The sequence below is a fragment of the Cupriavidus sp. H18C2 genome (assembly GCF_049393795.1).
GTDB lineage: Bacteria > Pseudomonadota > Gammaproteobacteria > Burkholderiales > Burkholderiaceae > Cupriavidus > Cupriavidus pauculus_C.
This window is the reverse complement of record NZ_CP186010.1, coordinates 3286700-3309599: the sequence shown is the minus strand read 5'-3', so window position 1 is coordinate 3309599 and position 22900 is coordinate 3286700. Positions and strand designations below refer to the sequence as shown.

The following is a 22900-nucleotide window of genomic DNA, read 5'->3' as shown; positions in this document are numbered from 1 at the left end:
GGTTGGGACGGGCACCAGGTATGGCAAAAGACGACGTCATCCAGATGCAGGGGGAGGTCCTGGAAAATCTCCCCAACGCGACGTTCCGCGTCAAGCTCGAAAACGGCCACGTAGTACTCGGGCATATCTCGGGCAAGATGCGAATGAACTACATCCGGATTCTTCCGGGTGACAAGGTGACGGTTGAGCTGACTCCATATGATCTGTCGCGCGCACGTATCGTCTTTCGGACTAAGTGACGCGAACTGGAATTGAAGGAAGAGGAAAATCATGAAAGTGCTGGCTTCTGTTAAGCGCATTTGCCGCAACTGCAAAATCATCAAGCGCAACGGTGTCGTGCGCGTGATCTGCTCGTCGGATCCCCGCCACAAGCAACGCCAAGGCTAATCGGAAAGAGGATTGACGAATGGCACGTATCGCAGGGGTTAACATCCCGAACCATAAGCACACCGAAATCGGTCTGACGGCCATTTATGGTGTCGGCCGCTCGCGCGCCCGCAAGATTTGCGAGGCTGCCGGTGTACCGTTTGACAAGAAGGTCAAGGATCTGACCGACGCCGACCTGGAAAAGCTTCGTGACGAAGTGGGCAAGGTCACGGTCGAGGGTGACCTGCGTCGTGAAACCACGATGAATATCAAGCGTCTGATGGACCTTGGTTGCTATCGTGGCATGCGTCACCGCAAGGGTCTGCCGATGCGCGGTCAGCGTACCCGCACCAATGCACGTACTCGCAAGGGTCCGCGCAAGGCCGGCGTGGCACTGAAGAAGTAAAGCCGAAGGCATAGGAAGAATCGAATGGCAAAAGGTCCGAATAACGCCGCCCAGCGCGCGCGTAAGAAGGTCAAGAAGAACGTTGCCGACGGCATCGCACACGTCCACGCTTCGTTCAACAACACCATCATCACCATCACCGATCGCCAGGGCAACGCCCTGTCGTGGGCAACCGCCGGTGGCCAGGGCTTCAAGGGTTCGCGCAAGTCGACCCCGTTCGCTGCCCAGGTCGCTGCCGAGAACGCCGGCCGTGTGGCGCAAGACCAGGGTATCAAGAACCTGGAAGTGCGCATCAAGGGTCCGGGTCCGGGTCGCGAGTCGGCTGTCCGTGCGCTGAACGCGCTGGGCATCAAGATCGCCGTGATCGAGGATGTGACGCCGGTGCCGCACAACGGCTGCCGTCCGCCGAAGCGCCGCCGTATCTAAGCGCTAGGCTGGGCCTGCGGGGCGAGGGGCTTTGCCCTATGTCTCCGGGCTGTGGTAGTATCCCGCGTTGGCCTGCTGCAATTCATTGCGGCGGGCTTTCGTTTTGCGTCCGCGTGCCGAGACTGCTGTCTCGGGCGAGGGCGATTTCGTCATGCTTTTGCGTTGCCTCCGCGTGGCTTGCCCACGGCGGATGAAGAACCATAAGCCCACCGTCCGCCACGATCTGATGGCGGACTCGCGGCGCGTCTCGATGGCGTCGCGATCGATCAAAGGAAGATAAAGTGGCACGTTATACCGGCCCGAAGGCCAAACTTTCCCGCCGCGAAGGCACCGACCTGTTCCTGAAGAGCGCCCGTCGCTCGCTGGCCGACAAGTGCAAGCTGGACAGCAAGCCGGGCCAGCACGGCCGCACCTCGGGTGCCCGTACGTCGGACTACGGCAACCAGCTGCGTGAAAAGCAGAAGGTCAAGCGCATCTACGGCGTGCTGGAGCGTCAGTTCCGCCGCTACTTCGCCGAAGCCGACCGCCGCAAGGGCAACACCGGCGAAAAGCTGCTGCAACTGCTGGAATCGCGCCTGGACAACGTTGTGTACCGCATGGGCTTCGGCTCGACCCGCGCCGAAGCGCGCCAGCTGGTGTCGCACAAGGCGATCCTGGTGAACGGTCAGACGCTGAACGTGCCGTCGGCCCAGATCAAGGCTGGCGACATCGTGTCGATCCGCGAGCAGTCGAAGAAGCAGGTCCGTATCGCCGAGGCCCTGTCGCTGGCCGAGCAGTCGGGCTTCCCGACCTGGGTGAGCGTTGACGCCAAGAAGTTCGAAGGCACGTTCAAGCAGGCTCCGGATCGCGCCGATATCTCTGGCGACATCAACGAAAGCCTGATCGTCGAACTGTATTCGCGTTAATCGCGGACCGACATTCGAACGGTTCAGCGCTTGCCTGGTTATCAAGGCTTCGCTTTCAGCCCGGCGCGCCCTGCGGCGCGCCGGGCTTATTGCCCATCATGCGATGGGTTTTCTCAGGTTCCAAACGTCAGCCTTATCGGTGTAACGAGCCGAGGGTATTGAAAAGGACAACCTAATGCAAACAGCACTCCTCAAGCCAAAAATCATCGCCGTAGAACCGCTGGGCGACCACCACGCCAAAGTCGTGATGGAGCCGTTTGAGCGCGGTTATGGGCATACGCTTGGTAACGCGCTGCGTCGCGTCCTGCTGTCGTCGATGGTCGGCTATGCCCCGACCGAAGTCACGATCGCTGGGGTCGTCCACGAGTATTCCACCATCGATGGCGTGCAGGAAGACGTCGTCAACCTGCTGCTCAACCTGAAGGGCGTGGTGTTCAAGCTGCACAACCGCGACGAAGTCACGGTGTCGCTGCGCAAGGATGGCGAAGGCGTGGTCACGGCAGCCGATATCGAGCTGCCGCACGACGTCGAGATCATCAACCCGAACCACGTGATTGCCCACCTGTCCGCCGGCGGCAAGCTCGACATGCAGATCAAGGTCGAGCAAGGCCGTGGCTACGTGCCGGGCAACGTGCGCAAGTTCGGCGACGAATCGGGCAAGGTCATCGGCCGCATCGTGCTGGACGCCTCGTTCTCGCCGGTACGCCGCGTGTCGTACGCCGTGGAATCGGCCCGTGTGGAACAGCGTACGGACCTGGACAAGCTGGTGATGAACATCGAAACCGACGGCGTGATCTCGCCCGAGGAAGCGATTCGCCAGTCGGCGCGCATCCTGGTGGACCAACTGTCGGTGTTCGCCGCGCTGGAAGGCACGGAATCGGCCGCCGAGGCCGCGTCGAGCCGCGCGCCGCAGATCGATCCGATCCTGCTGCGTCCGGTGGACGACCTGGAACTGACGGTGCGTTCGGCCAACTGCCTGAAGGCCGAGAACATCTACTACATCGGCGACCTGATCCAGCGTACCGAGAACGAACTGCTCAAGACCCCGAACCTGGGTCGCAAGTCGCTCAACGAGATCAAGGAAGTCCTGGCTTCGCGTGGCCTGACGCTCGGCATGAAGCTCGAGAACTGGCCGCCCGCAGGTCTGGAGAAGTAATTGGCAGGGCGAGGCTGCCGCAAGGTGGCTTCGCCGGTCATGTGCCCCGGGCAATTCCGCCCGTGGCAATGAAGCACTACCGGCCCGCGCCGACGCCCGCGATCTCGCAGGCGGCAGCGATAGAAGAGCTGGTCAAACACTGTAATCGAAAGGAATCATCATGCGTCACCGTCATGGCCTGCGGAAACTGAACCGCACCTCGTCGCACCGTCTCGCGATGCTGCGCAACATGTCCAACTCGCTGTTCCAGCACGAGCTGATCAAGACCACCCTGCCCAAGGCCAAGGAACTGCGCAAGGTTGTCGAGCCGCTCATCACGCTGGCCAAGAAAGACACCGTTGCCAACCGCCGCCTGGCTTTCGCCCGCCTGCGCGACCGCGACATGGTCACCAAGCTGTTCACCGAACTGGGCCCGCGCTACAACGCTCGTCCGGGCGGCTACACCCGCATCCTGAAGTTCGGCTTCCGTCAGGGCGACAACGCGCCGATGGCGCTGGTCGAGCTGGTGGATCGTCCGGAAATCACCGAAGCCCCGGCCGAAGAAGCCGCGGAATAAGTGATGCCCGGCCCGTCGCACGCTGACGGGCCAGCGGACACCGCACTACAATCGAGCCAGGCTTTTGCCTGGCTCTTTTGTTTTGTGCTTCCCGACCTGTCATGACCGTCACACCTGCCCCCACCGGCACCGCGCAGCCCGCACCCCCTGAAGCCGTCTGGATGGCGATGACCAACCTGCCGGACGAGGCGTCGTCCATCCGCGTGACGCGGGCGATACTGTCCGCCCGGGTGGCCGCGTGCGTGAACCGGCTGGCGCCGTGCCAGTCGGAGTACTGGTGGCAAGGCAAGCTGGAACAGGCGCAGGAATGGCCCCTGCTGATCAAGACGACCGCCGGCCAGTACGCGGCCCTGGAGGCCATCATCCGCGCCGAGCACCCCTACGACGTGCCCGAGGTGGTTGCATGGCCGCTGCAGGCCGGATTGCCGGCCTACCTGGGCTGGGTGCGGGCGGAAACGACCGGGCCGGCACCGCGTACCTGACGCCAGAACACATAACGGAAAAACATGGGAATGACGGGGATCTGTATCGGTGCGGCGTCGCGGCAAGGCGACAGCCGAGGCTTCGGGCTGCGGTCGGGCATGCGGCATATCGTCGCATTGGTGCTGGCGATGCTGGCCTGTCTGATCGGGCTCGGCGGCGCCCATGCCGCCACCGAGGACGACTTCCTGCCGCCCGAACAGGCGTTCAAGTTCGCCGCGCGCCAGATCGATCCGACGACGATCGAAGTCCGCTTCGACGTGGCCGACGGCTACTACCTCTACCGCGAGCGCTTTGCGTTTGCCGCCCAGCCGGCCGGGGTGGTGCTCGGCAAGCCGTCGATGCCGGCGGGCAAGGTGCATTTCGACGAGACCTTCGGCAAGGACATGGAGACGTACCGCGGCGCCGTGGTCGTCAGGGTGCCGGTGGAGCAGGCGCCCGCCGACGGCCGCTGGACGCTGGTCGTGACCTCCCAGGGCTGCGCGGACAAGGGGCTCTGCTATCCGCCGATGGAGAGCGTCTACAAGGTGGGCGGATCGGTCCTCGGCAACCTGTTCGGCGACCGCAACGCGCCGGCGCGCTCCAGCCCCGTCGCGCCCCAGGCCGATAGCCCCGCGGCCCAGCCGCCAGCCGGCGAATCGTCGGCCGGACGCGTGCGCGGCGCGCCGGTCGACGAGAACGACCGTATCGCCGGCGCGCTGGCCAGCCGTAGCCTGCCGCTGATCGCCGGGCTGTTCTTCGGGTTGGGGCTGCTGCTGACGTTCACGCCGTGCGTGCTGCCGATGGTGCCGATCCTGTCGTCGATCGTCGTCGGCGAGCACGTCACGCGCGGCCGGGCCTTCGTCGTGTCGCTGGCCTATGTGCTTGGGATGGCGGTGGTCTACACCGCCGTGGGCGTGGCTGCGGGCCTGGCGGGCGAGGGCCTGTCCGCGGCGCTGCAGACCCCCTGGGTGCTCGGCCTTTTCGCGCTGCTGCTGATCGCGCTGTCGCTGTCGATGTTCGGCCTCTATGAACTGCAGTTGCCGCAGCGCTGGCAGACGCGACTGACCGAGTCGTCGAACCGTCGCCAGGGCGGCCAGATCGCGGGCGCAGCGGCGATGGGCGCCATTTCGGCGCTGATCGTTGGCCCGTGCGTCACCGCGCCGCTGGCGGGGGCGCTGGCCTATATCGCGCAGACCGGCGATGCGCTGGTCGGCGGCGCCGCGCTGCTGGCCATGGCGCTGGGCATGGGCGTGCCGCTGCTGCTGGTCGGCGTCGGGGCGGGCAACCTGCTGCCGCGCGCCGGCAAGTGGATGGAAGCCACCAAGCGCTTTTTCGGATTCCTGCTGCTCGGGGTGGCAATCTGGATGGTCACGCCGGTGCTGTCGGCCTGGCTGGTGATGCTCGCGTGGGCCGCGCTGCTGATTGTCGCCGCGGTCTATCTCGGCGCCTTCGACGCGCTGGGCCCCGACCCGCGCGGCTTGCTGCGCCTGGGCAAGGGTCTCGGCCTGGTTGCGGCGCTGGCCGGCGCGATCCAGGTCGTCGGCGTGGCCTCGGGCGGACGCGATCCGCTGCAGCCGCTGTCCCACATTGGCGGATTCTCCGGCGCCGTGTCGGGCGCGCCGGCGGGCAAGGATGCGGCGCTCAGGTTCGACCGCGTGCGCAGCGTGGCGGAACTCGATGCGCGGGTCGCGCAGGCGGCGACCGCGGGCCGGCCGGTGCTGCTCGATTTCTATGCCGACTGGTGCGTGAGCTGCAAGGAAATGGAAAAGCTGACGTTTCCCGATCCGAGGGTCCGCGCGCGGCTGGCCAACGTGGTGCTGCTGCAGGCCGACGTGACGGCCAACAATGCGGACGACAAGGCGCTGCTCAAGCGGTTCGGGCTGTTCGGCCCGCCCGGCATCATCCTGTTCGGCCCGGACGGACGCGAGCGGCCGGTGCGGGTGATCGGCTACCAGTCGGCCAACCGCTTCCTGGACAGCCTGGAGCGGGCCCTGGGCAAGGCGCCGCAGACCTGAGCGCGCCCCGCTGGCGGCCGCCCAGGCCGCCTAGCGGTCCAGCCAGCGCCCGAGCGCCCAGATGGTGCCGATCGTCGCCACCACGCCGCCCATCAGTCCGATCGACCACCAGAAACCGTTGGGCTCCTGCAGCCACGGCATGCGGGCGAAGTTCATGCCGAAGACGCCTGTGATCAGCGTCAGCGGCATGAACAGGGCCGTGATGACGGTCAGCGCCCGCATCGTGCGGTTGGTGCGGTGGGCAACCGCCGAGAAGTGGATCTGCACCGCCGATTCGATCGAGTCTTCCAGCCGCCGCGCGTGCGCCAGCACGCGCAGGATGTGCTCCATGAGGTCCGTCAGCCGTACCAGCAGCACTTCGTCGCGGCTGGCGGCGCCGGGATCGGCATCGCCTGAGCTATAGCGGTTGTCCAGCAGGCTGTCGCGGAATTCCTGCAGCGCGTCGCGCTGTTCCTCGCTGAGGTTTTCAAGCCGGCGGAGCTGGATGCGGGCGTCGAGCAGCCCCTCCCAGCTCGAAAAACTCTGGCGCGTGCTCAGCAGCGCGCGCTGCCAGCGGTCGAGCTGGCGCGTCAGCGGCGTCCGCAGGTCCAGGTAGCGGTCCACCATCGCGTTCAGCAGCCGCAGCATCAGGTCCTCGGGCCGCGTGGGCGGGCGCACGCCGTGCAGCAGCGAACCGCTGCCATTCGGGCGCGCGGCGGACGCCGGCGCGCCGCACGTATCCAGCAGCCGCTGCCTGACCTGCTCGATGGTCCGCGAGGGCGCGGGCCGCACGGTGACCAGCACGTTGTCGAAGACGAAGAAGGCCACCGGCTGTGTGTCGATGCGCGCCAGCGCGGGCAGGAACCCGGGCGGGTACTTGCGCGATGCCTTGCGCGGCGCGGGCAGCGGCGTCGCGCCCACAGCACCGGCCGGCGGCGCGCCGGCAACGCTTCCGTTGCCGGCCGAAGGGGCCACCGTGGCGCCCGTCGCCAGCCGCTCGCCGGCCCCGTCCCCCGGCGCCGCGTCGGCTTCGGCAAACTGCCGGCTGGTCTCGAACGTCAGCTTGCGGAAGATCACCATGTCGTACGCGTTCGTCGTGTCGAAGAACGACGGATGCGCGGGATTGGTGGCGTCGGCCAGGTGCAGGTCGAGGATCGGGGCGCCGGTCAGCGCCTCCAGCCGGTCGCGCCACGCGCCGGGTGCGGGCGTGACTTCGTCCGTCGAGCAGTCGGCCCACACGAAGCGGGCTGCCGCGTTGCCGGCCAGGAAGTCGCGCGCGGCGTCCAGCGTCGCGAGCGGATGCACCTGGCTGGCTGAAAAGCCGAGTAGCTGCATGCGGCGGCTGTCAGGCCGTGGCCTTCAGCAGGCGCGCGGCGTCGCGCGCGAAGTAGGTGAGGATGCCGTCGGCGCCGGCGCGGCGGAACGCCAGCAGCGATTCCATCATGACCTTGTCGTGGTCCAGCCAGCCGTTCTGCGCGGCGGCCTTGAGCATGGCGTACTCGCCGCTCACCTGGTAGACGTAGGTCGGATAACGGAACTCGTCCTTCACGCGGCGCACGATGTCCAGGTACGGCATGCCCGGTTTCACCATGACCATATCGGCGCCTTCCAAGATGTCCTGCGCCACTTCGCGCAGTGCCTCGTCGGTGTTGGCCGGGTCCATCTGGTAGGTCATCTTGTTGCCCTTGCCCAGGTTGGCCGCGGAGCCCACCGCATCGCGGAACGGGCCGTAGAACGCCGACGCGTACTTGGCCGAGTAGGCCATGATCCGGGTGTGGATGTGGTCGGCGTTTTCCAGCGCCGTGCGCACGGCCCCGATGCGGCCATCCATCATGTCGGACGGCGCGACGATATCGACGCCGGCCTCGGCCTGCACCAGCGCCTGGCGCACCAGGATGTCGACCGTGACGTCGTTGATCACGTAGCCGTTCTCGTCGAGCACGCCGTCCTGGCCGTGGCTCGTGTACGGGTCCAGCGCCACGTCGGTCAGCACGCCCAGTTCGGGAAAGCGGTCCTTCAGCGCCCGCACGGCGCGCGGCACCAGGCCGTCGGCGCGCGTTGCTTCGATGCCGTCGGGCGTCTTGATCGACGGATCGATGACCGGGAACAGCGCGATCACGGGAATGCCCAGCTTCACGCAATCCTCGGCCACCGGCAGCAGCAGATCTACCGACACCCGTTCCAAGCCCGGCATCGACGCCACGGCTTCGCGCTTGTTCTGGCCTTCCAGGATGAACACCGGATAGATCAGGTTGTCGGCCGACAGGCGGTTCTCGCGCATCATGCGACGCGAGAAGTCATCGCGGCGCATGCGGCGGGGACGATACTCGGGGAACGTGGACATGGCAGAAACGGGGAGGATTGGGTCGTGGACGGATGGCGTGGGCCCGTCGCCGCGACAACGCGCGGCGCGCCGGGAATCCACGCACCGAAAGAAAAAAGAACTTTTGTGCGTGCCCGCTATCATACTCGCGGACACCTTGTGTTGCTTCGCGCAGCACGGTGTCCCCCGCTACTCCTCCCTGAGCGGGTACCCGCCCTGAACCGGTGGGAAAGTTGGACCCCGTTGCTTGCAACGGGGCTTTTTTTTGTCCGGCGTGCTTGGGCGACCGGCGGCGCGACCGGCGGCGTGACGGGCTGGGCAGGTGTGCGCGCCGTACCTAGGCCTGCGGGGCGGCGGCCTCGGGCGGCTGGGCCTCTGGCAGTGCCAGCCAGCCGGCCACCACGCGCTGGGCTTCCTCGATGCCGCGGCGCTTGAGGCTGGAGAACAGCTGGGCGGTCAGCGCCGGCGGGTGCTCCAGTTGCCGCGCGTAGTCCGCCAGCATCTGCCGGGTCTCGCGCAGCGCGTTGGCGTTCTCGTTGTTCGTGAGCTTGTCGGCCTTCGTCAGCAGCACGTGGATCGGCTTGCCGGTGGGCAGGAACCACTCGACCATCTGGCAATCGAGGTCGGTAAACGGGCGCCGCGCGTCCATCATCAGGATCAGGCCGGCCAGTTGCGCACGGCTCTGCACGTAGTCGGACAGCAGCCCCTGCCAGTGGAACTTGGCGCTGCCCGACACCTCGGCATAGCCATAGCCGGGCAGGTCCACCAGGAACCCGAGCGGATCGGTCGCCTTGACCGGCGCCACGGTGAAGTAGTTGATATGCTGCGTGCGGCCCGGCGTGCGCGACGAGAACGCCAGCCGCTTCTGGTTGCACAGCGTGTTGATGGCCGTCGACTTGCCGGCGTTGGACCGGCCGGCGAACGCCACCTCCGGAACGGCCGTGGCGGGCAGGTCGCGCAGATGGTTGACGGTATTGAAGAATCGGGCCTGGTGTAGGAGGGACATGCGCGGTTGCGTTGGAGCGGCTAGACCCGGGACTGGCAAGAGGCCAGTGCAGACGTCGCCACAGAGACTGACCTAAGTCAATCCGGAAAGCGATTTATTGTACAATAACCCGGTTTACGGTCTCCTGAGTGGGTGACGTGTGGCATCCTTGCCGGATGTCATCGGCGAAGCCTGAAATTGGTTGTCGGTATTGTCCGCGATCAATTTTTCGGCATTCGCGCAGCCGCGTAACCAGCTCTTGCCCCATGGCGCCTCCTCACCGCCGGGCAGGGGGAGAAAGGAGACCGGCATGCATTACGGTGTTCATAACAAATCTGACAAGGTGTAAGGATGAACCGCATTGCGAAACTTCTGGGTGTCATGGCGCTGGCCGTTCCGCTGGGGGCAATGACAGGGCTGGCATCTGCCGCAGAGCAGGCCCAGGCCGCCAAGGCGGATCCCGCCAAGGGCGAGACGCTCTATACGCAGGGTGTTCCCGATCGCAATGTTCCCGCATGTTTCTCCTGCCACGGCACGGCCGGCAACAGCACCGCCGCCGTCAATCCCAAGCTGGCGGGCCAGCAGCCCGAGTACACGCACAAGCAGCTTGCCGATTTCAAGGCCAAGACCCGTGACAACCCGATCATGTCGCTGTACGCCCAGGCACTGAGCGACCAGGACATGAAGGACATCGGCGCCTACCTGGGCAAGCAGCAGCTCAAGCCTGCCACGGCCAAGAACAAGACGACGATCGAGGACGGCCAGAAGATCTACCGCGCGGGTATCGCCGCCAAGGGCGTGCCGGCCTGCGCGGCCTGCCACGGCCCCACCGGCGCCGGCATCCCGTCCCAGTATCCGCGTATTGGAGGCCAGTATTCCGAGTACACCGAAGCGCAACTGGTGGCGTTCCGCCAGGGCACCCGCAAGAACAATTCGGTCATGAGCACGATTGCCGCCAGGATGTCGGATGCCGAGATCAAGGCGGTGGCGGATTACGTCGCCGGCGTCCGCTAAGTCGTACCTGGGCGGCGCGTCCGGGGATTCCCGCAGGGGATGAACCGCCCGCGCGGCCGACAATCGAAGAGGGTGGCCTGCTTGCCGAAGCATGTCCACCCTTTTTCATTTTCCGCGCCACCACGTCGCGTCACATCGGCGCGTGACACTGGCGGGCTCCCGATCAGCGCGCCAAACCGGCCTTAGGCTTTACCGTACATGTCCACCCCTTCCACTTCGGGCCTGCACCTGAAGACCCAACACCGCGTGCTGCGCGACGGCGTCGAGCTGTTGTCCTCGATGCGCTTCGCCATCACGCTGCTGACGGTGATTGCCATCGCAAGCATCATCGGCACGGTACTGAAGCAGAACGAGCCGTACCCGAACTACGTGAACCAGTTCGGGCCGTTCTGGGCGGACCTGTTCCACGCGCTGTCGCTGCAGAAGGTGTACAGCTCCTGGTGGTTCCTGCTGATCCTCGGCTTTCTGGTCGTGTCGACGTCGCTGTGTATCGCGCGCAACGCGCCGAAGATGATCGTCGACATGCGCTCGTGGAAAGACCACGTGCGCGAGCGCAGCCTGCGGGCGTTTCACCACCGGGGCGAGTTCGATGCCCGGCGCCCCCGTGCCGAGGCCGCCGCGCGGCTGGGCGCGCTGCTGCGCAACCGCGGCTACCGCGTCAAGCCCGTGGCGCACGACGGCGCCACGCTGCTGGCGGCCAAGGCCGGCGCGGCCAACAAGCTTGGCTACATCCTCGCGCACACGGCCATCGTCGTGATCTGCGTGGGCGGCCTGCTGGACGGCGATATGCTGATCCGCGCCCAGATGTGGTTCGGCGGCAAGTCCCCCATCTCGGGCAACGCCATCATCAGCGAGATCCCGGCCAAGCACCGGCTGTCGGCGTCGAACCCGGGCTTCCGCGGCAATGCATTCGTGCCGGAGGGCGCCACCGTGTCGACGGCCATCCTCAACGTCGCCGACGGCGCGCTGGTGCAAGACCTGCCGTTCTCGATCACGCTCAAGAAGTTCACGGTCGACTACTACTCCACTGGCATGCCCAAGCTGTTCGCGTCCGACGTGGTGGTGACGGACCGCGCGACCGGCAAGCAGACCGCGGCGACCATCAAGGTCAACGAGCCGCTGATCGTCGATGGCGTGGCGATCTACCAGTCCAGCTTCGAGGACGGCGGGTCGCGGCTCAAGTTCGTCGGCTATCCGATGGCGGGCAGCACGCACGCCACGTTCCCGCTGGCCGGCACGGTAGGCGGCAACGTCCAGCTGACCGGCACGGGCACCGCGGCCGACCAGGAAAGCCTGACCGTCGAGTTCAGCGACTTCCGCCAGATCAACGTCGAGACCGTGACCGATGCGTCGGGCAAGGCCGACGTGCGCGGCGTGGCGCGCAAGTCCACGCTGGAGCAGCACCTGGGCGCCGCCGCCAGCCTGGACAAGGACAAGGACCTGCGCAACGTCGGGCCGTCGGTCCAGTACAAGCTGCGCGACCGCAACGGCCAGGCGCGCGAATTCAACAACTACATGCTGCCGGTGCAGCTCGACGGTCAGACGCTGTTCCTGGCCGGCATGCGCGAGTCACCGAGCGAGCCGTTCCGTTACCTCCGCATCCCGGCCGACGACCAGATGAGCGTGGCCGACTGGATGCGCCTGCGCGCCGCGCTGCAGTCCAGCGCGATGCGGGGCGAGGCGGCCCGGCGCTTTGCGCTGGTGTCGATGCCCGGCGCGGACAAGGAAACGCTGCGCCACCAGCTTGCCGAGAGCGCGCTGCGCGCGATGGACCTGTTTGCCGGCGCCACGCGCGCCGCGCCGGACGCGCCGCCGGGTGGCTTCACGGCCATCGCCGCCTTCCTGGAGAAATCGGTCCCGCAGGCCGAGCAGCAGAAGGCCGCCGACGTGCTGCTGAAGATTCTCAATGGTTCGATGTGGGAACTGTGGCAGCTGGCGCGCGAGCAGGACAAGCTGCCGGCCGTGCCGAACGACGCCAAAAGCGGCCAGTTCCTGCAGCAGTCGATCAACGCGCTGTCAGACAGTTTTTTCTACGCCGCGCCGGTGTTCCTGCAGCTCGACGACTTCCAGAAGGTCAACGCCAGCGTGTTCCAGATGACCCGTGCGCCGGGCAAGAACATCGTGTATCTTGGCTGCCTGCTGCTGGTCCTGGGCGTGTTCGCGATGTTCTATATCCGCGAGCGGCGCGTCTGGATCTGGATCAAGGACAGGCAGCCCGGCGACCTCGACCATTCGGCGGGCAGCCATGTGCTGATGGCGATGTCCACCCAGCGCCGCACGATGGATTTCGAAAAGGAATTTGTCACCTTGCGTGACGACGTGGGCCGCGCCGTCGGGGCCGAAGTGACGGCGGTGCCAGCCAGCGGCCCGGCGCCGATGACGCCGGACGCACCGCGATCCGGGCCATCAGGCGCCGATGATAGGCCGGGGCCCTCGCTATAGTAGAAAGTGAGTGGCCGCCTGTGCCGGCCAACCGCAGACATAACAGTGCTTCAACAAGCAGAGCAGGAATGCCATGTCCTCCAATCTCCATCACGCCGATCCCGGCCTGACGCCGCGACAATCCGCCGCACCTGACGAAGGCGCCGGCGCGGCCCTGGAAGCCGACTTCCTGGAACCGTCGTTCCTGCGCCGGCTGGGCTGGGTGGACTGGCTGTTTGCCGTGCTGCTGGCCGTGGGCGCCGGGTTTGCGCTGATGCAGTACGGCCACTGGATGAACGGCTACGACAAGGCGGTGCTGATTGCCGCCGTGCCGACGTTCGCGCTGCTCGGCTGGCACTGGAAGGCGGTGCGGCCGCTGATGGCGGGCATCGCGGTGCTGTCGCTGTTCGCCATCCAGTTGTACCAGGGCAGCCTGGCGCGCGCCGACCAGGCGTTCTTCCTCAAGTACTTCCTGTCGAGCCAGTCGGCCATCCTGTGGATGAGCGCGCTGGTGTTCCTGTCGACGCTGTTCTACTGGGTCGGGTTTGCGTCGAGGTCCGATACGGGCTCCAGCATCGGCAGCAAGCTGTGCTGGGCGGCCGTGGTGCTCGGTTTCACCGGCCTGATGGTGCGCTGGTACGAGTCGTACCTGATTGGCGCCGACATCGGGCACATCCCCATCTCGAACCTCTACGAGGTCTTCGTCCTCTTCACACTGATCACGTCGCTGTTCTACCTCTACTACGAGCGCCGCTACGCCACGCGGGCGATGGGGCCGTTCGTGATGCTGGTGGTGTCGGCGGCAGTCGGCTTCCTGCTCTGGTACACGGTCAGCCGCAACGCGCAGGAGATCCAGCCGCTGGTACCGGCGCTGCAAAGCTGGTGGATGAAGATCCACGTGCCGGCGAACTTCATCGGCTACGGCACGTTTGCGCTGGCGGCGATGGTGTCGGTGGCGTACCTGCTCAAGCAGCGGGGCATCCTGGCCGAACGCCTGCCGTCGCTGGAGCTGCTCGACGATGTGATGTACAAGGCCATCGCCGTGGGTTTCGCGTTCTTCACGATCGCCACGATCCTGGGCGCGCTGTGGGCGGCCGAGGCGTGGGGCGGCTACTGGAGTTGGGACCCGAAGGAAACCTGGGCGCTGATCGTCTGGCTGAACTATGCAGCGTGGCTGCACATGCGGCTGATGAAGGGGCTGCGCGGCACGGTGGCGGCGTGGTGGGCGCTGGTGGGCCTGCTGGTGACAACCTTCGCGTTCCTCGGCGTCAACATGTTCCTGTCCGGCCTGCATAGCTACGGCGAACTCTGAGCCGGCGTGTCGCCGTCGTACAAAAGCCTGCCCTTGCCCGGCAGGCTTTTTTTCGCTCGCTTCCCGGTCGACAGATGCTGATAAATCCACTTTTCGCGCCGAGGCAGCACTTTTTTTCGCGCAAACGGAATAAACAAGTCACATCGGGTGTTTACTGAGGGAGAACGGGGCCGACTGGCGGCACCGACCCGAGAAGGAGACCTGAAGATGACCAATCGTCACACTGCTGTATCCGCGCTGCGTCCGTTTGCCTTGGCCGTGGGAGCCGCCGCCGTGTTGCTGGCCGGCTGCTCCGGGATGGGCATGGGCGGGTCCGGCGCGGGCAACATGCCGCCGACGGTGAAGGTGACCAACGGCGTGCTGACCGATCCGCAGGGCCTGACGCTCTACACGTTCGACCGCGACACCGCCAATAGCGGCAAGAGCGCCTGCAACGGCATGTGCGCCACCAACTGGCCGCCGCTGCTGGCCGAGCCGGGCCGCACCGCATCGGGCAGCTACTCGATCATCACGCGCGACGACGGCGCGCGCCAGTACGCGTACAAGGGCATGCCGCTGTACCGCTTTGCCAAGGACGCCAAGCCGGGCGACAAGACCGGCGACAATCTCAACAACGTCTGGCACGTCGCCAAGCCCTGACGGGCACGGCGGCTGGACGCCAGCCGCCTGCGCAGGGTGCCGCGCGCCTGCGGCACCCTGCGGACGGACCGCCAGCCGGGGCGCCGCACCTTCGCCCCGGTTTTGCTGTCCAATGCTCCAGGCTCCCCCAACACGCTGCGAATCATGCTGATCCCTTCCCCCAAATGGCTGCGCGGTGACGATATCGCCGCGTCGGAAATCACGCCCCAGTCGCTCTACCTGTCGCGCCGCCGCCTGCTGGCGCTGGGCGGCGCGGCCGCCGCCACGGGCCTGGCGTCGCCCTGGTTCGCGCGGCAGGCGTTTGCACAGGAAGCGCCGGGCAAGCTGGCCAAGCTGCCGGGCACGCTCAACAGCGCCTACGCCGTGACCGAGAAACGCACGCCGTACGCCGACGTCACCACCTACAACAACTTCTACGAATTCGGCACCGACAAGGCCGATCCGGCGCGCCACGCCGGCACGCTGCGGCCCCGGCCGTGGCAGGTGGCCGTAGAGGGGCTGGTCAAGCATCCGAAGGTCTACGACCTCGACGAACTGCTGAAACTGGCGCCGATGGAAGAGCGCGTCTACCGCCTGCGCTGCGTGGAGGGCTGGTCGATGGTGATCCCGTGGACGGGCTATCCGCTGGCCGAGCTGATCCGCCGCGTGGAACCTCAGCCGGGGGCCAAGTTCGTCCAGTTCATCACGCTGGCGGACAAGAAGCAGATGCCGGGGCTGTCCAGCGGCGTGCTCGACTGGCCGTATAGCGAGGGCCTGCGCATGGACGAGGCGATGCACCCGCTGGCGCTGCTGACCTTCGGCCTGTACGGCGAGGTGCTGCCGAACCAGAACGGCGCGCCGGTGCGCATGGTGCTGCCGTGGAAATACGGCTTCAAGAGCGCCAAGTCGATCGTCAAGATCCGCTTCCTGGACAAGCAGCCGCCCACCAGCTGGAACCTTGCGGCGCCCAGCGAGTACGGCTTCTATTCGAACGTGAACCCCGACGTCGACCACCCGCGCTGGAGCCAGGCCACCGAGCGCCGCATTGGCGAGGACAAGGGCGGCGGCGGGTTTGCCGCGCTGTTCGCGCCCAAGCGCAAGACGCTGCCGTTCAACGGCTACGCGGCCCAGGTGGCGTCGCTGTACCAGGGCATGGACCTGAGGAAGAACTTCTGATGGCCGAGCGCGACCTGCAGGCCGCCGCGCGGGCCCGGGCGGCATCGGACGGCGGGCGCCCGGCGGGCGGGCTGGCGATGCTGGCCCCGGCGCGCGTGCGCGCGGTGAAGGTCGTGGTCTGGATCGTGGCGCTGCTGCCGTTCCTGCGGTTGCTGTACCTGGGCGCCACGTCGCAATTCGGCGCCAATCCGCTGGAATTCGTGACGCGCTCGACCGGCACCTGGACGCTGGTGATGCTCTGCGTGACGCTGTCGGTCACGCCGCTGCGCCGGCTCACCGGCTGGCCGTGGCTGCTGCGGCTGCGCCGCATGCTGGGCCTGTTCACGTTCTTCTACGCCTTGCAGCACTTCCTGCTCTGGCTGGCCGTCGACCGCGGGTTCGACGTCGCCTACATGATCCAGGACATCGGCAAACGGCCATTTATCACGATGGGCTTCGCGGCCTTCGTGCTGATGGTGCCGCTGGCGGCCACGTCGTTCAATGCGGCCATCCGCTGGCTGGGCGGCAAGCGCTGGCAGGCGCTGCACCGGTCGATCTATGCAATCGCCGTGCTGGCCATCCTTCATTACTGGTGGCACAAGGCCGGCAAGAACGATTTCGGCGAGGTGTCGATCTACGCGGCCGTCGTGTTCGTGCTGCTGGCCATGCGGGTGTGGTGGTGGGCGCGCAAGCCGAAGCTGCCGAAGGCGCAGGCCGTGGCACGATGAAAAAAGGGCGACGCGCAGTGCGCCGCCCTTTGGCTTTGCTTGAGGCTGGCCGGGCGTCAGTCGTTCAGCAGGCGCTCGCTGCGGAACAGGTCGGCCGGCAGTTCGCGCTCGCGCACGAGGTGAACGGCGTCGCCATCGACCATCACCTCGGCCGCCCGGCCGCGCGTGTTGTAGTTCGAGCTCATCACAAAGCCATAGGCGCCGGCCGACATCACGGCCAGCAGGTCGCCCGGCTGCACCGCCAGCGCGCGGTCGCGGCCCAGCCAGTCGCCCGATTCGCAGACCGGCCCCACCACGTCGTAGGTGGCTGGCGCGTCGGCGCGCGGCGCCACGGGCTCGATGCGGTGGTACGCCTCGTACATGGCCGGACGCGCCAGGTCGTTCATCGCGGCATCGACGATGCAGAAGTTCTTGGCCGCGCCCGGCTTCAGGAATTCCACGCGCGTCAGCAGCACGCCGGCGTTGCCCACCAGCGACCGGCCCGGCTCGAACAGCACCTCGCGGTGGCCGTGGCCCCGCGCGGCCACGCGGTCGATCAGCGTGGTGGCGAAGCCGGTGATGTCCGGCGGCGTCTCGTCGTCATAGGTAATGCCCAGCCCGCCGCCCACGTCGATGTGCGCCAGTCGGATGCCTTCGGCTTCCAGCTGCTCCACCACGTCCAGCACCTTGTCCAGCGCTTCCAGGTACGGCGCCACCTCGGTGATCTGCGAGCCGATATGGCAGTCGATGCCGGCCACTTCCAGGTGCGGCAGCGCGGCGGCGGCGCGGTAGGTCGGCAGCACGTCCTCGAACGCCACACCGAACTTGTTGCCCTTGAGCCCCGTGGAGATATACGGGTGGGTCTTGGCGTCGACGTCCGGGTTGATGCGCAGCGACACGCGCGCGCGCTTGCCCAGCCGGCCGGCCACGGCGTTCAGGCGGTCCAGCTCGGGAATCGACTCGACGTTGAAGCCGCGCACGTCGTGCTCCAGCGCCAGCGCCATGTCGGCCTCGCTCTTGGCGACGCCCGAGAACACGACCTTGCGCGGATCGCCGCCGGCGGCCAGCACGCGCAGCAGTTCGCCGCCCGACACGATATCGAAGCCCGCGCCCAGCCGGGCAAACACCTGCAGCACCGCCAGGTTCGAATTGGCCTTGACCGCGTACTGCACGTGGGCGTTGCGGCCCTGGCAGGCGGCCGCGTAGGCGTTGTACGCGGTGGTCAGGGCCGCGCGCGAGTAGACGAAGGTGGGCGTGCCGAAGTCGGCGGCGATGCGCGCCAGCGGTACCTGTTCGACGGTCAGGGCGCCGTCTTGCCGGCGATGGAAAAAATCAGTCATGTCGGAGCGGGCACTCAACGTGCCGAGGGGGCGGAGCTGTTCTTGGCGGGTTCGGTGCGCACCGGCGCGGACGTGGCCGGCTCGCCCATGGGCGTGGTGGCCGGCGGCGTGGCGCCGGGCTGGCCCAGGCCCGGGTCGGGCACGGTGGGCGGCGTGGGGGCCGGCGGCACGCGCGGCATGTACAGCGGGCCACGAATGCCGCACCCGGCCAGGGGTATCGCGAGCAGGGCGGCAAACGCCGATACAATCGCAGCACGACGCAGCATCGGGGAGTCTTTCATTGTTGGATGGCTTCCGGATGGCTTGGAAAGCGCGTGGCTTTCCTGTTTCCGATCAATTTGATGCCGGCCGAGTGGTCCCGTCCTGAGGGCTGCCGGCGGCCTTGGAGTGTAGCATGCCCCCCCTTAGCGAGACCGAGTTCCTGGCGCTGGCCAGCGCGGCCCTGGACAAGCTGGAAGCCGACATCGAGGCTGCCGCCGATGCCGCCGACGCCGACGTGGAGATCAACCGCACCGGCAACGTGATGGAACTGGAATTCGAGGACGGCTCCAAGATCATCGTCAACAGCCAGGCGCCGATGCAGGAGCTGTGGGTGGCGGCCAAGGCCGGCGGCTTTCACTTCCGTCACGAGGGCAGCCGCTGGGTCGACACGCGCAGTGGCGCCGAGCTGTACGCGGCGCTGTCCGGCTACATGAGCCAGCAGGCCGGCACCACGCTGGCACTGTGACGCCGTGATGCTGTGACACTGGCGCAAGCCACAAAAAAACCGGCCCTTCTGGGCCGGTTTTTTCGCCCGCCCTAGCCAGGGACGGGCGGCAGGCCGGGCAGGCCGTCAGGCGCCGCCGAACATTTCCAGGATCTTCTTCTTTTCCTGCTCGGTGTCCTGCGGCGGGCGCGAGCTTTCCTCGGGCTTGCCGGGCCACGGGTCTCCCAGGCCCACCGACGCCACGCCGGCGCCGGCCGCATTCTCCTCCAGCGTCCAGTCGCCCGCGGCCATCACCACGCCCTCGGGCGGCTGGCGATCCGGGCTCTCCGGCACGCCCTTGAGCGCCTTGCTCATGTAGCCGACCCAGATCGGCAGGGCCAGGCCGCCACCGGTCTCGCGCACGCCCAGGCTCTTGGGCTGGTCGTAGCCCATCCAGGCGATGGCCACCAGCTTCGGCGTGTAGCCGGCAAACCAGGCATCGACGGCGTCGTTGGTCGTACCGGTCTTGCCGGCCATGTCGTTGCGGCCCAGGCGCTGCTTGGCCGGGTTGGCCGTGCCGCTGCGCACCACCTCGCGCAGCATGCTGTCGGCGATGAAGGCGGTACGGGCGTCCAGCACGCGCACGGCGTCCTCGCCGGCCTTCTGCGGATGCGTCTCGGAGATGACCTTGCCGCGCGAGTCTTCCACGCGCTGGATCAGGTACGGATTGACGCGGTAGCCGCCGTTGGCGAACACCGAATAGGCGCCGGCCATCTGCAGCGGCGTGACGCTGCCCGAGCCCAGCGCCATCGGCAGGTAGGCCGGGTGCTTGTCGGCCTCGAAGCCGAAGCGCGTGATGTAGTCCTGCGCGTACTGGGTGCCGATCGCGCGCAGGATCCGCACCGAGACCAGGTTCTTCGACTTGGCCAGCGCGCGGCGCATGGTCATCGGGCCCTCGAACTTGCCGTCGTAGTTCTTCGGCTCCCAGACCTGGCCGCCGGTGTCGGGGCCGATGCTGAGCGGGGCGTCGTTGATGACCGTCGCGGGCGAGAAGCCCTTTTCCAGCGCCGCCGTGTAGATGAACGGCTTGAAGCTGGAGCCCGGCTGGCGCCAGGCCTGCGTCACATGGTTGAACTTGTTGCGGTTGAAGTCGAAGCCACCCACCATCGAGCGGATCGACCCGTCCTCGGGGTTCAGCGAAATGAACGCGGCCGCCACCTCGGGCAGCTGCGTGACCGACCAGCTGTTGTCCTTCGGGTCCTGCGTCACGCGGATGATCGCGCCCGGCCGGATCTTGACCTTGGGCTGGGCATTGGCCGACAGCGACGGCGCGATGAAGCGCAGCGCCGAGCCCTCGATCGTCGCCACCTCGCCGGACAGCAGCGTCGCCTTGACCTGCTTGGCCGACACGCTGGTCACCACGGCCGAGCGCAGGTCGTCGCTGCCCGGATGCTCGACCAGCGCGTCGTCGATGGCCTGCTCGCGCTCGGCGGCGCCGGACGGCAGGTCGATGAACGCCTCCGGCCCGCGGTAGCCGTGCTTGCGCTCGTAGGTCATGATGCCGTTGCGCACGGCCTCGTAGGCGGCGTCCTGGTCGGTCTTGTTCAGCGTCGTGTAGACCGTCAGGCCGCGGGTGTAGGTTTCCTCGCGATACTGCGCGTACATCAGCTGGCGCACGATCTCGGCCACGTACTCGGCATGCGTCGAGAACTCGTTGCCTTCGCTGCGCACCTTCAGTTCCTCGCGCACGGCCTGGTCGTATTGCTCCGGCGTGATGTAGCGCAAGTCGCGCATGCGCTGGAGGATGTATTCCTGGCGCACCTTGGCACGGCGCGGGTTCACCACCGGGTTGTAGGCCGACGGCGCCTTGGGCAGCCCGGCCAGCATCGCGGCCTCGGCCGGCGTCACGTCCTTGATCGACTTGCCGAAGTAGACGCGCGCGGCGCTGGCAAAGCCATAGGCGCGCTGGCCCAGGTAGATCTGGTTCATGTACAGCTCGAGGATCTGGTCCTTGCTCAGGTTGGCCTCGATCTTGTACGCCAGCAGCATCTCGTAGATCTTGCGCGTGTAGGTCTTCTCGCTGGACAGGAAGAAGTTGCGCGCCACCTGCATCGTGATCGTCGACGCGCCCTGCGACAGCCCGCCGCGCAGGTTGGCCAGGCCGGCCCGCATCACGCCCACGAAGTCCACACCGCCGTGCTCGTAGAAGCGGTCGTCCTCGATGGCCAGCACGGCCTTCTTCATGACGTCGGGAATCTCGCTGATCGGCACGAAGTTGCGGCGCTCCTCGCCAAACTCGCCGATCAGCACGTTGTCGGCGGTGTAGATGCGCAGCGGGATCTTGGGGCGGTAGTCGGTGATCGTGTCGAGCGACGGCAGGTTCGGCGCGGCCACGACCAGCGCATAGCCAACCAGCAGCGCCACGGCGACGGCGCCGGCAGCAAGCAGCCCAAGTACCCAGAACATGACGCGCGCCCACAGCGGACGGCGGACGGGGAGGGACGGCTTCTGTTGTGCTGTGGCCATAAGGGTTTACCTAACAAGAGTGCCGCGATTATATCGTCGGTGCCCGTGCGCCCCGGCCCGGCAGTGCCGCCGGAGACGCTACGACGCTGTTACAAGATGTAATGGCGCTGATATCAGATGGTCACGCGGTGAAAGAGGTGGGCGGGAGGCGGGCTGGCCGTCGTCGGACGCGGCGGGCGGGGCGATGCGGAGGATGATCGGGAGCGTTCGTGTCGGCCCGATGCCACCCGATCGCGGGGTTGCGGACCGTGGGATTTTGACAACGGATTCGGGGGCGCATTCTCAAAAAGAAAGCGTGGTCAGAGCGGCACATTGCCAGCGCCTCCGGATTTTGTGAGAATCCACGAACATAAAAGAGCAAACGTTTCATCCAAAGAAACTGGCTCGCACCATTAGAGCAAACATGCCGTGGGCGAGTTCAAATGTCAGGGGGTCACCTTGCGACGGGGCATCTTGTCGGGTCTTCTGCGCCGCACTACGGTCGGCGTGGATATCGGGTCGTCCAGCGTCAAGGTCGTCGAGCTGTCCGTCGGGGCAGGCAAAAACGACTTCAGGCTGGAAAAATGCGCCAGCGAACTGCTGGACCGCAACGCCGTTGCCGATGGCAACGTGGTCAACATCGAGGCCGTGGGCATCGCGCTCAAGCGCGCGCTCGGCAAGGCCGGCATCCGCACCAAGGACGTGGTCCTTGGCGTGCCGTCCATGCTGACGGAATCCCAGACGGTCAGTCTGCCGGACAACCTGTCCGAAGACGAACTCTATTCGCAGGTCGAATCGGAGGCGCACCGCCTCTATCCGCCTTCCCAGGCGGTGAACTTCGACTTCGCGGTGATTGGTCCCAGCGAAACGGAAGGCGGCATCGGCGTGCGTGTCACGGCCGCCAACAGTGATCGTGTCCAGGAGCGCGTGACGGCGGCCGAGATGGCCGGCCTGAAGCCGCAGGTGATGGACGTGGAGGAATTCGCCGTGCAGCGCTCGGTGGTCCAGATGCTCGGCGTACCCGCCGGGCTGACGGAGACCGACGCCAAGGACATGCCCGTGGTGGCAGTGGTCCACCTCGGCGGCAGCCGCTCCAAGGCCATCTTCTACCAGGGCTGGAAGGAACTCTACGAGCAGCCGCTCAACAGCTACGGCGACCAGTTGACGCAGAGCGCGGCGCGCATGTTCACGCTCGACGCGCTCAAGGCGGAAATCAAGAAGCGCAAGAACACGCTTCCCGATGCCTGGCGCGCGCAACTGCTCAAGCCGTCGCTAGAGGCGCTGGCCATGGAGGTGCAGGGCGCCATCGGCAACTTCATCGCCAGCTCCAGCCTCGGCCGCGTCGACGAGATCCTGCTTTCCGGCGGGCACGCATCGCTGCTGGGTGTCCAGGCGGCGATCCAGCAACAGACGCAGATCACGACCACGCTGGCCAATCCTTTCGCAAACATGACGACCGCAGGCAAGGTCAACGAGCGCTATCTCCAGCGCGACCTGCCCGCCTACATCGTCAGTGCGGGACTGGCGCTGCGCGGCCTGCAATAAGCCACCCGGGGGGACACCC

Annotated in this window: 23 protein-coding genes; 17 read left to right on the top strand and 6 right to left on the bottom strand. The window is 66.7% G+C overall.

Annotated features, from left to right (window positions below; genetic code table 11):
- The first annotated feature begins 20 nt into the window (after window positions 1-20).
- The 9 genes from infA (at window position 21) to dsbD (ending at window position 6292) form a co-directional block, all read left to right on the top strand.
- On the top strand, window positions 21-239 hold the full coding sequence (gene infA / locus EPAKOI_RS15020) for a translation initiation factor IF-1 (RefSeq protein WP_010812378.1): 219 nt from the start codon (window positions 21-23) through the stop codon (window positions 237-239).
- Window positions 240-270: 31 nt separating this feature from the next.
- The gene (rpmJ, locus tag EPAKOI_RS15015; RefSeq protein WP_008642959.1) at window positions 271-387 is read left to right on the top strand and encodes a 50S ribosomal protein L36; all 117 of its coding nucleotides are present in this window, start codon (window positions 271-273) and stop codon (window positions 385-387) included.
- Between the two features lie 19 nt (window positions 388-406).
- Window positions 407-772, top strand: coding sequence for a 30S ribosomal protein S13 (gene rpsM / locus EPAKOI_RS15010; protein ID WP_423192527.1), 366 nt, complete (start codon window positions 407-409; stop codon window positions 770-772).
- 24 nt (window positions 773-796) lie between these two features.
- Window positions 797-1198: a 30S ribosomal protein S11 gene (gene rpsK, locus EPAKOI_RS15005; RefSeq protein ID WP_008642963.1), complete on the top strand. Its 402-nt coding sequence runs from the start codon at window positions 797-799 to the stop codon at window positions 1196-1198.
- A gap of 281 nt (window positions 1199-1479) precedes the next feature.
- On the top strand, window positions 1480-2103 hold the full coding sequence (gene rpsD / locus EPAKOI_RS15000) for a 30S ribosomal protein S4 (RefSeq protein ID WP_423192526.1): 624 nt from the start codon (window positions 1480-1482) through the stop codon (window positions 2101-2103).
- Between the two features lie 175 nt (window positions 2104-2278).
- Complete coding sequence (locus EPAKOI_RS14995; protein ID WP_124683041.1) at window positions 2279-3259, top strand: DNA-directed RNA polymerase subunit alpha; 981 nt, start codon at window positions 2279-2281, stop codon at window positions 3257-3259.
- A 160-nt stretch (window positions 3260-3419) separates the two neighbouring features.
- Window positions 3420-3815: a 50S ribosomal protein L17 gene (gene rplQ / locus EPAKOI_RS14990; RefSeq protein ID WP_011299296.1), complete on the top strand. Its 396-nt coding sequence runs from the start codon at window positions 3420-3422 to the stop codon at window positions 3813-3815.
- A gap of 101 nt (window positions 3816-3916) precedes the next feature.
- A complete protein-coding gene (cutA, locus tag EPAKOI_RS14985) occupies window positions 3917-4297 on the top strand; it encodes a divalent-cation tolerance protein CutA (protein ID WP_423192525.1) in 381 nt (126 codons plus the stop codon).
- Window positions 4298-4396: 99 nt separating this feature from the next.
- Window positions 4397-6292: a protein-disulfide reductase DsbD gene (gene dsbD, locus EPAKOI_RS14980; protein WP_423193526.1), complete on the top strand. Its 1896-nt coding sequence runs from the start codon at window positions 4397-4399 to the stop codon at window positions 6290-6292.
- 30 nt (window positions 6293-6322) lie between these two features.
- Here the strand turns inward: dsbD and EPAKOI_RS14975 are convergent, their stop codons facing one another.
- The 3 genes from EPAKOI_RS14975 to yihA form a co-directional block, all read right to left on the bottom strand.
- Window positions 6323-7606: a magnesium transporter CorA family protein gene (locus EPAKOI_RS14975; RefSeq protein WP_423192524.1), complete on the bottom strand. Its 1284-nt coding sequence runs from the start codon at window positions 7604-7606 to the stop codon at window positions 6323-6325.
- A gap of 10 nt (window positions 7607-7616) precedes the next feature.
- Window positions 7617-8615 carry a porphobilinogen synthase gene (gene hemB, locus EPAKOI_RS14970; protein WP_423192523.1) on the bottom strand — a complete coding sequence of 333 codons (999 nt, stop codon included), beginning with the start codon at window positions 8613-8615 and terminating at the stop codon, window positions 7617-7619.
- Window positions 8616-8931: 316 nt separating this feature from the next.
- Window positions 8932-9600, bottom strand: a complete 669-nt coding sequence (gene yihA / locus EPAKOI_RS14965; RefSeq protein ID WP_124683045.1) for a ribosome biogenesis GTP-binding protein YihA/YsxC — start codon at window positions 9598-9600, stop codon at window positions 8932-8934.
- Between the two features lie 330 nt (window positions 9601-9930).
- On the opposite strand from yihA, the gene EPAKOI_RS14960 reads away from it, so the two are divergent.
- The 6 genes from EPAKOI_RS14960 to msrQ all read left to right on the top strand — a co-directional run bounded on the left by EPAKOI_RS14960 (window position 9931) and on the right by msrQ (window position 16827).
- The gene (locus tag EPAKOI_RS14960; RefSeq protein WP_124683046.1) at window positions 9931-10593 is read left to right on the top strand and encodes a c-type cytochrome; all 663 of its coding nucleotides are present in this window, start codon (window positions 9931-9933) and stop codon (window positions 10591-10593) included.
- A gap of 198 nt (window positions 10594-10791) precedes the next feature.
- On the top strand, window positions 10792-13035 hold the full coding sequence (locus tag EPAKOI_RS14955) for a cytochrome c biogenesis protein ResB (RefSeq protein ID WP_423192522.1): 2244 nt from the start codon (window positions 10792-10794) through the stop codon (window positions 13033-13035).
- 73 nt (window positions 13036-13108) lie between these two features.
- On the top strand, window positions 13109-14326 hold the full coding sequence (ccsB, locus tag EPAKOI_RS14950) for a c-type cytochrome biogenesis protein CcsB (RefSeq protein ID WP_423192521.1): 1218 nt from the start codon (window positions 13109-13111) through the stop codon (window positions 14324-14326).
- A gap of 207 nt (window positions 14327-14533) precedes the next feature.
- Entirely contained in the window at window positions 14534-14965 is a 432-nt protein-coding gene (locus tag EPAKOI_RS14945) for a hypothetical protein (protein ID WP_124683049.1), read from the top strand.
- Between the two features lie 144 nt (window positions 14966-15109).
- Complete coding sequence (gene msrP, locus EPAKOI_RS14940) at window positions 15110-16120, top strand: protein-methionine-sulfoxide reductase catalytic subunit MsrP (protein WP_423192520.1); 1011 nt, start codon at window positions 15110-15112, stop codon at window positions 16118-16120.
- Window positions 16120-16827: a protein-methionine-sulfoxide reductase heme-binding subunit MsrQ gene (gene msrQ, locus EPAKOI_RS14935; protein WP_124683051.1), complete on the top strand. Its 708-nt coding sequence runs from the start codon at window positions 16120-16122 to the stop codon at window positions 16825-16827. Before msrP ends, msrQ begins: the two co-directional genes overlap by 1 nt.
- 56 nt (window positions 16828-16883) lie before the next feature.
- On the opposite strand, the gene lysA is transcribed toward msrQ, so the two are convergent.
- Together lysA and lptM are read right to left on the bottom strand one after the other, a co-directional pair.
- Window positions 16884-18146, bottom strand: coding sequence for a diaminopimelate decarboxylase (gene lysA, locus EPAKOI_RS14930; RefSeq protein WP_423192519.1), 1263 nt, complete (start codon window positions 18144-18146; stop codon window positions 16884-16886).
- A 14-nt stretch (window positions 18147-18160) separates the two neighbouring features.
- Window positions 18161-18412, bottom strand: a complete 252-nt coding sequence (gene lptM, locus EPAKOI_RS14925; RefSeq protein ID WP_124683053.1) for an LPS translocon maturation chaperone LptM — start codon at window positions 18410-18412, stop codon at window positions 18161-18163.
- 128 nt (window positions 18413-18540) lie between these two features.
- Here lptM and cyaY point away from each other — a divergent pair, with 128 nt between their 5' ends.
- Window positions 18541-18873, top strand: a complete 333-nt coding sequence (cyaY, locus tag EPAKOI_RS14920) for an iron donor protein CyaY (protein WP_423192518.1) — start codon at window positions 18541-18543, stop codon at window positions 18871-18873.
- 105 nt (window positions 18874-18978) lie between these two features.
- Here the strand turns inward: cyaY and EPAKOI_RS14915 are convergent, their stop codons facing one another.
- Entirely contained in the window at window positions 18979-21357 is a 2379-nt protein-coding gene (locus tag EPAKOI_RS14915) for a penicillin-binding protein 1A (protein ID WP_313839986.1), read from the bottom strand.
- 453 nt (window positions 21358-21810) lie between these two features.
- Here EPAKOI_RS14915 and pilM point away from each other — a divergent pair, with 453 nt between their 5' ends.
- On the top strand, window positions 21811-22881 hold the full coding sequence (gene pilM / locus EPAKOI_RS14910; RefSeq protein WP_172966022.1) for a type IV pilus assembly protein PilM: 1071 nt from the start codon (window positions 21811-21813) through the stop codon (window positions 22879-22881).
- The last annotated feature ends 19 nt before the right edge of the window (window positions 22882-22900 follow it).

Coding starts and splice junctions, on each gene's coding strand:
- msrQ (WP_124683051.1), top strand. CDS start 16,120: ATGGCCGAGCGCGACCTGCAGGCCGCCGCGCGGGCCCGGGCGGCATCG.
- rplQ (WP_011299296.1), top strand. CDS start 3,420: ATGCGTCACCGTCATGGCCTGCGGAAACTGAACCGCACCTCGTCGCAC.
- cutA (WP_423192525.1), top strand. CDS start 3,917: ATGACCGTCACACCTGCCCCCACCGGCACCGCGCAGCCCGCACCCCCT.
- EPAKOI_RS14945 (WP_124683049.1), top strand. CDS start 14,534: ATGACCAATCGTCACACTGCTGTATCCGCGCTGCGTCCGTTTGCCTTG.
- EPAKOI_RS14975 (WP_423192524.1), bottom strand. CDS start 7,606: ATGCAGCTACTCGGCTTTTCAGCCAGCCAGGTGCATCCGCTCGCGACG.
- rpsM (WP_423192527.1), top strand. CDS start 407: ATGGCACGTATCGCAGGGGTTAACATCCCGAACCATAAGCACACCGAA.
- EPAKOI_RS14915 (WP_313839986.1), bottom strand. CDS start 21,357: ATGGCCACAGCACAACAGAAGCCGTCCCTCCCCGTCCGCCGTCCGCTG.
- msrP (WP_423192520.1), top strand. CDS start 15,110: ATGCTGATCCCTTCCCCCAAATGGCTGCGCGGTGACGATATCGCCGCG.
- EPAKOI_RS14995 (WP_124683041.1), top strand. CDS start 2,279: ATGCAAACAGCACTCCTCAAGCCAAAAATCATCGCCGTAGAACCGCTG.
- hemB (WP_423192523.1), bottom strand. CDS start 8,615: ATGTCCACGTTCCCCGAGTATCGTCCCCGCCGCATGCGCCGCGATGAC.
- dsbD (WP_423193526.1), top strand. CDS start 4,397: ATGCGGCATATCGTCGCATTGGTGCTGGCGATGCTGGCCTGTCTGATC.
- EPAKOI_RS14955 (WP_423192522.1), top strand. CDS start 10,792: ATGTCCACCCCTTCCACTTCGGGCCTGCACCTGAAGACCCAACACCGC.
- infA (WP_010812378.1), top strand. CDS start 21: ATGGCAAAAGACGACGTCATCCAGATGCAGGGGGAGGTCCTGGAAAAT.
- yihA (WP_124683045.1), bottom strand. CDS start 9,600: ATGTCCCTCCTACACCAGGCCCGATTCTTCAATACCGTCAACCATCTG.
- rpsK (WP_008642963.1), top strand. CDS start 797: ATGGCAAAAGGTCCGAATAACGCCGCCCAGCGCGCGCGTAAGAAGGTC.
- EPAKOI_RS14960 (WP_124683046.1), top strand. CDS start 9,931: ATGAACCGCATTGCGAAACTTCTGGGTGTCATGGCGCTGGCCGTTCCG.
- rpmJ (WP_008642959.1), top strand. CDS start 271: ATGAAAGTGCTGGCTTCTGTTAAGCGCATTTGCCGCAACTGCAAAATC.
- lptM (WP_124683053.1), bottom strand. CDS start 18,412: ATGCTGCGTCGTGCTGCGATTGTATCGGCGTTTGCCGCCCTGCTCGCG.
- lysA (WP_423192519.1), bottom strand. CDS start 18,146: ATGACTGATTTTTTCCATCGCCGGCAAGACGGCGCCCTGACCGTCGAA.
- cyaY (WP_423192518.1), top strand. CDS start 18,541: ATGCCCCCCCTTAGCGAGACCGAGTTCCTGGCGCTGGCCAGCGCGGCC.
- ccsB (WP_423192521.1), top strand. CDS start 13,109: ATGTCCTCCAATCTCCATCACGCCGATCCCGGCCTGACGCCGCGACAA.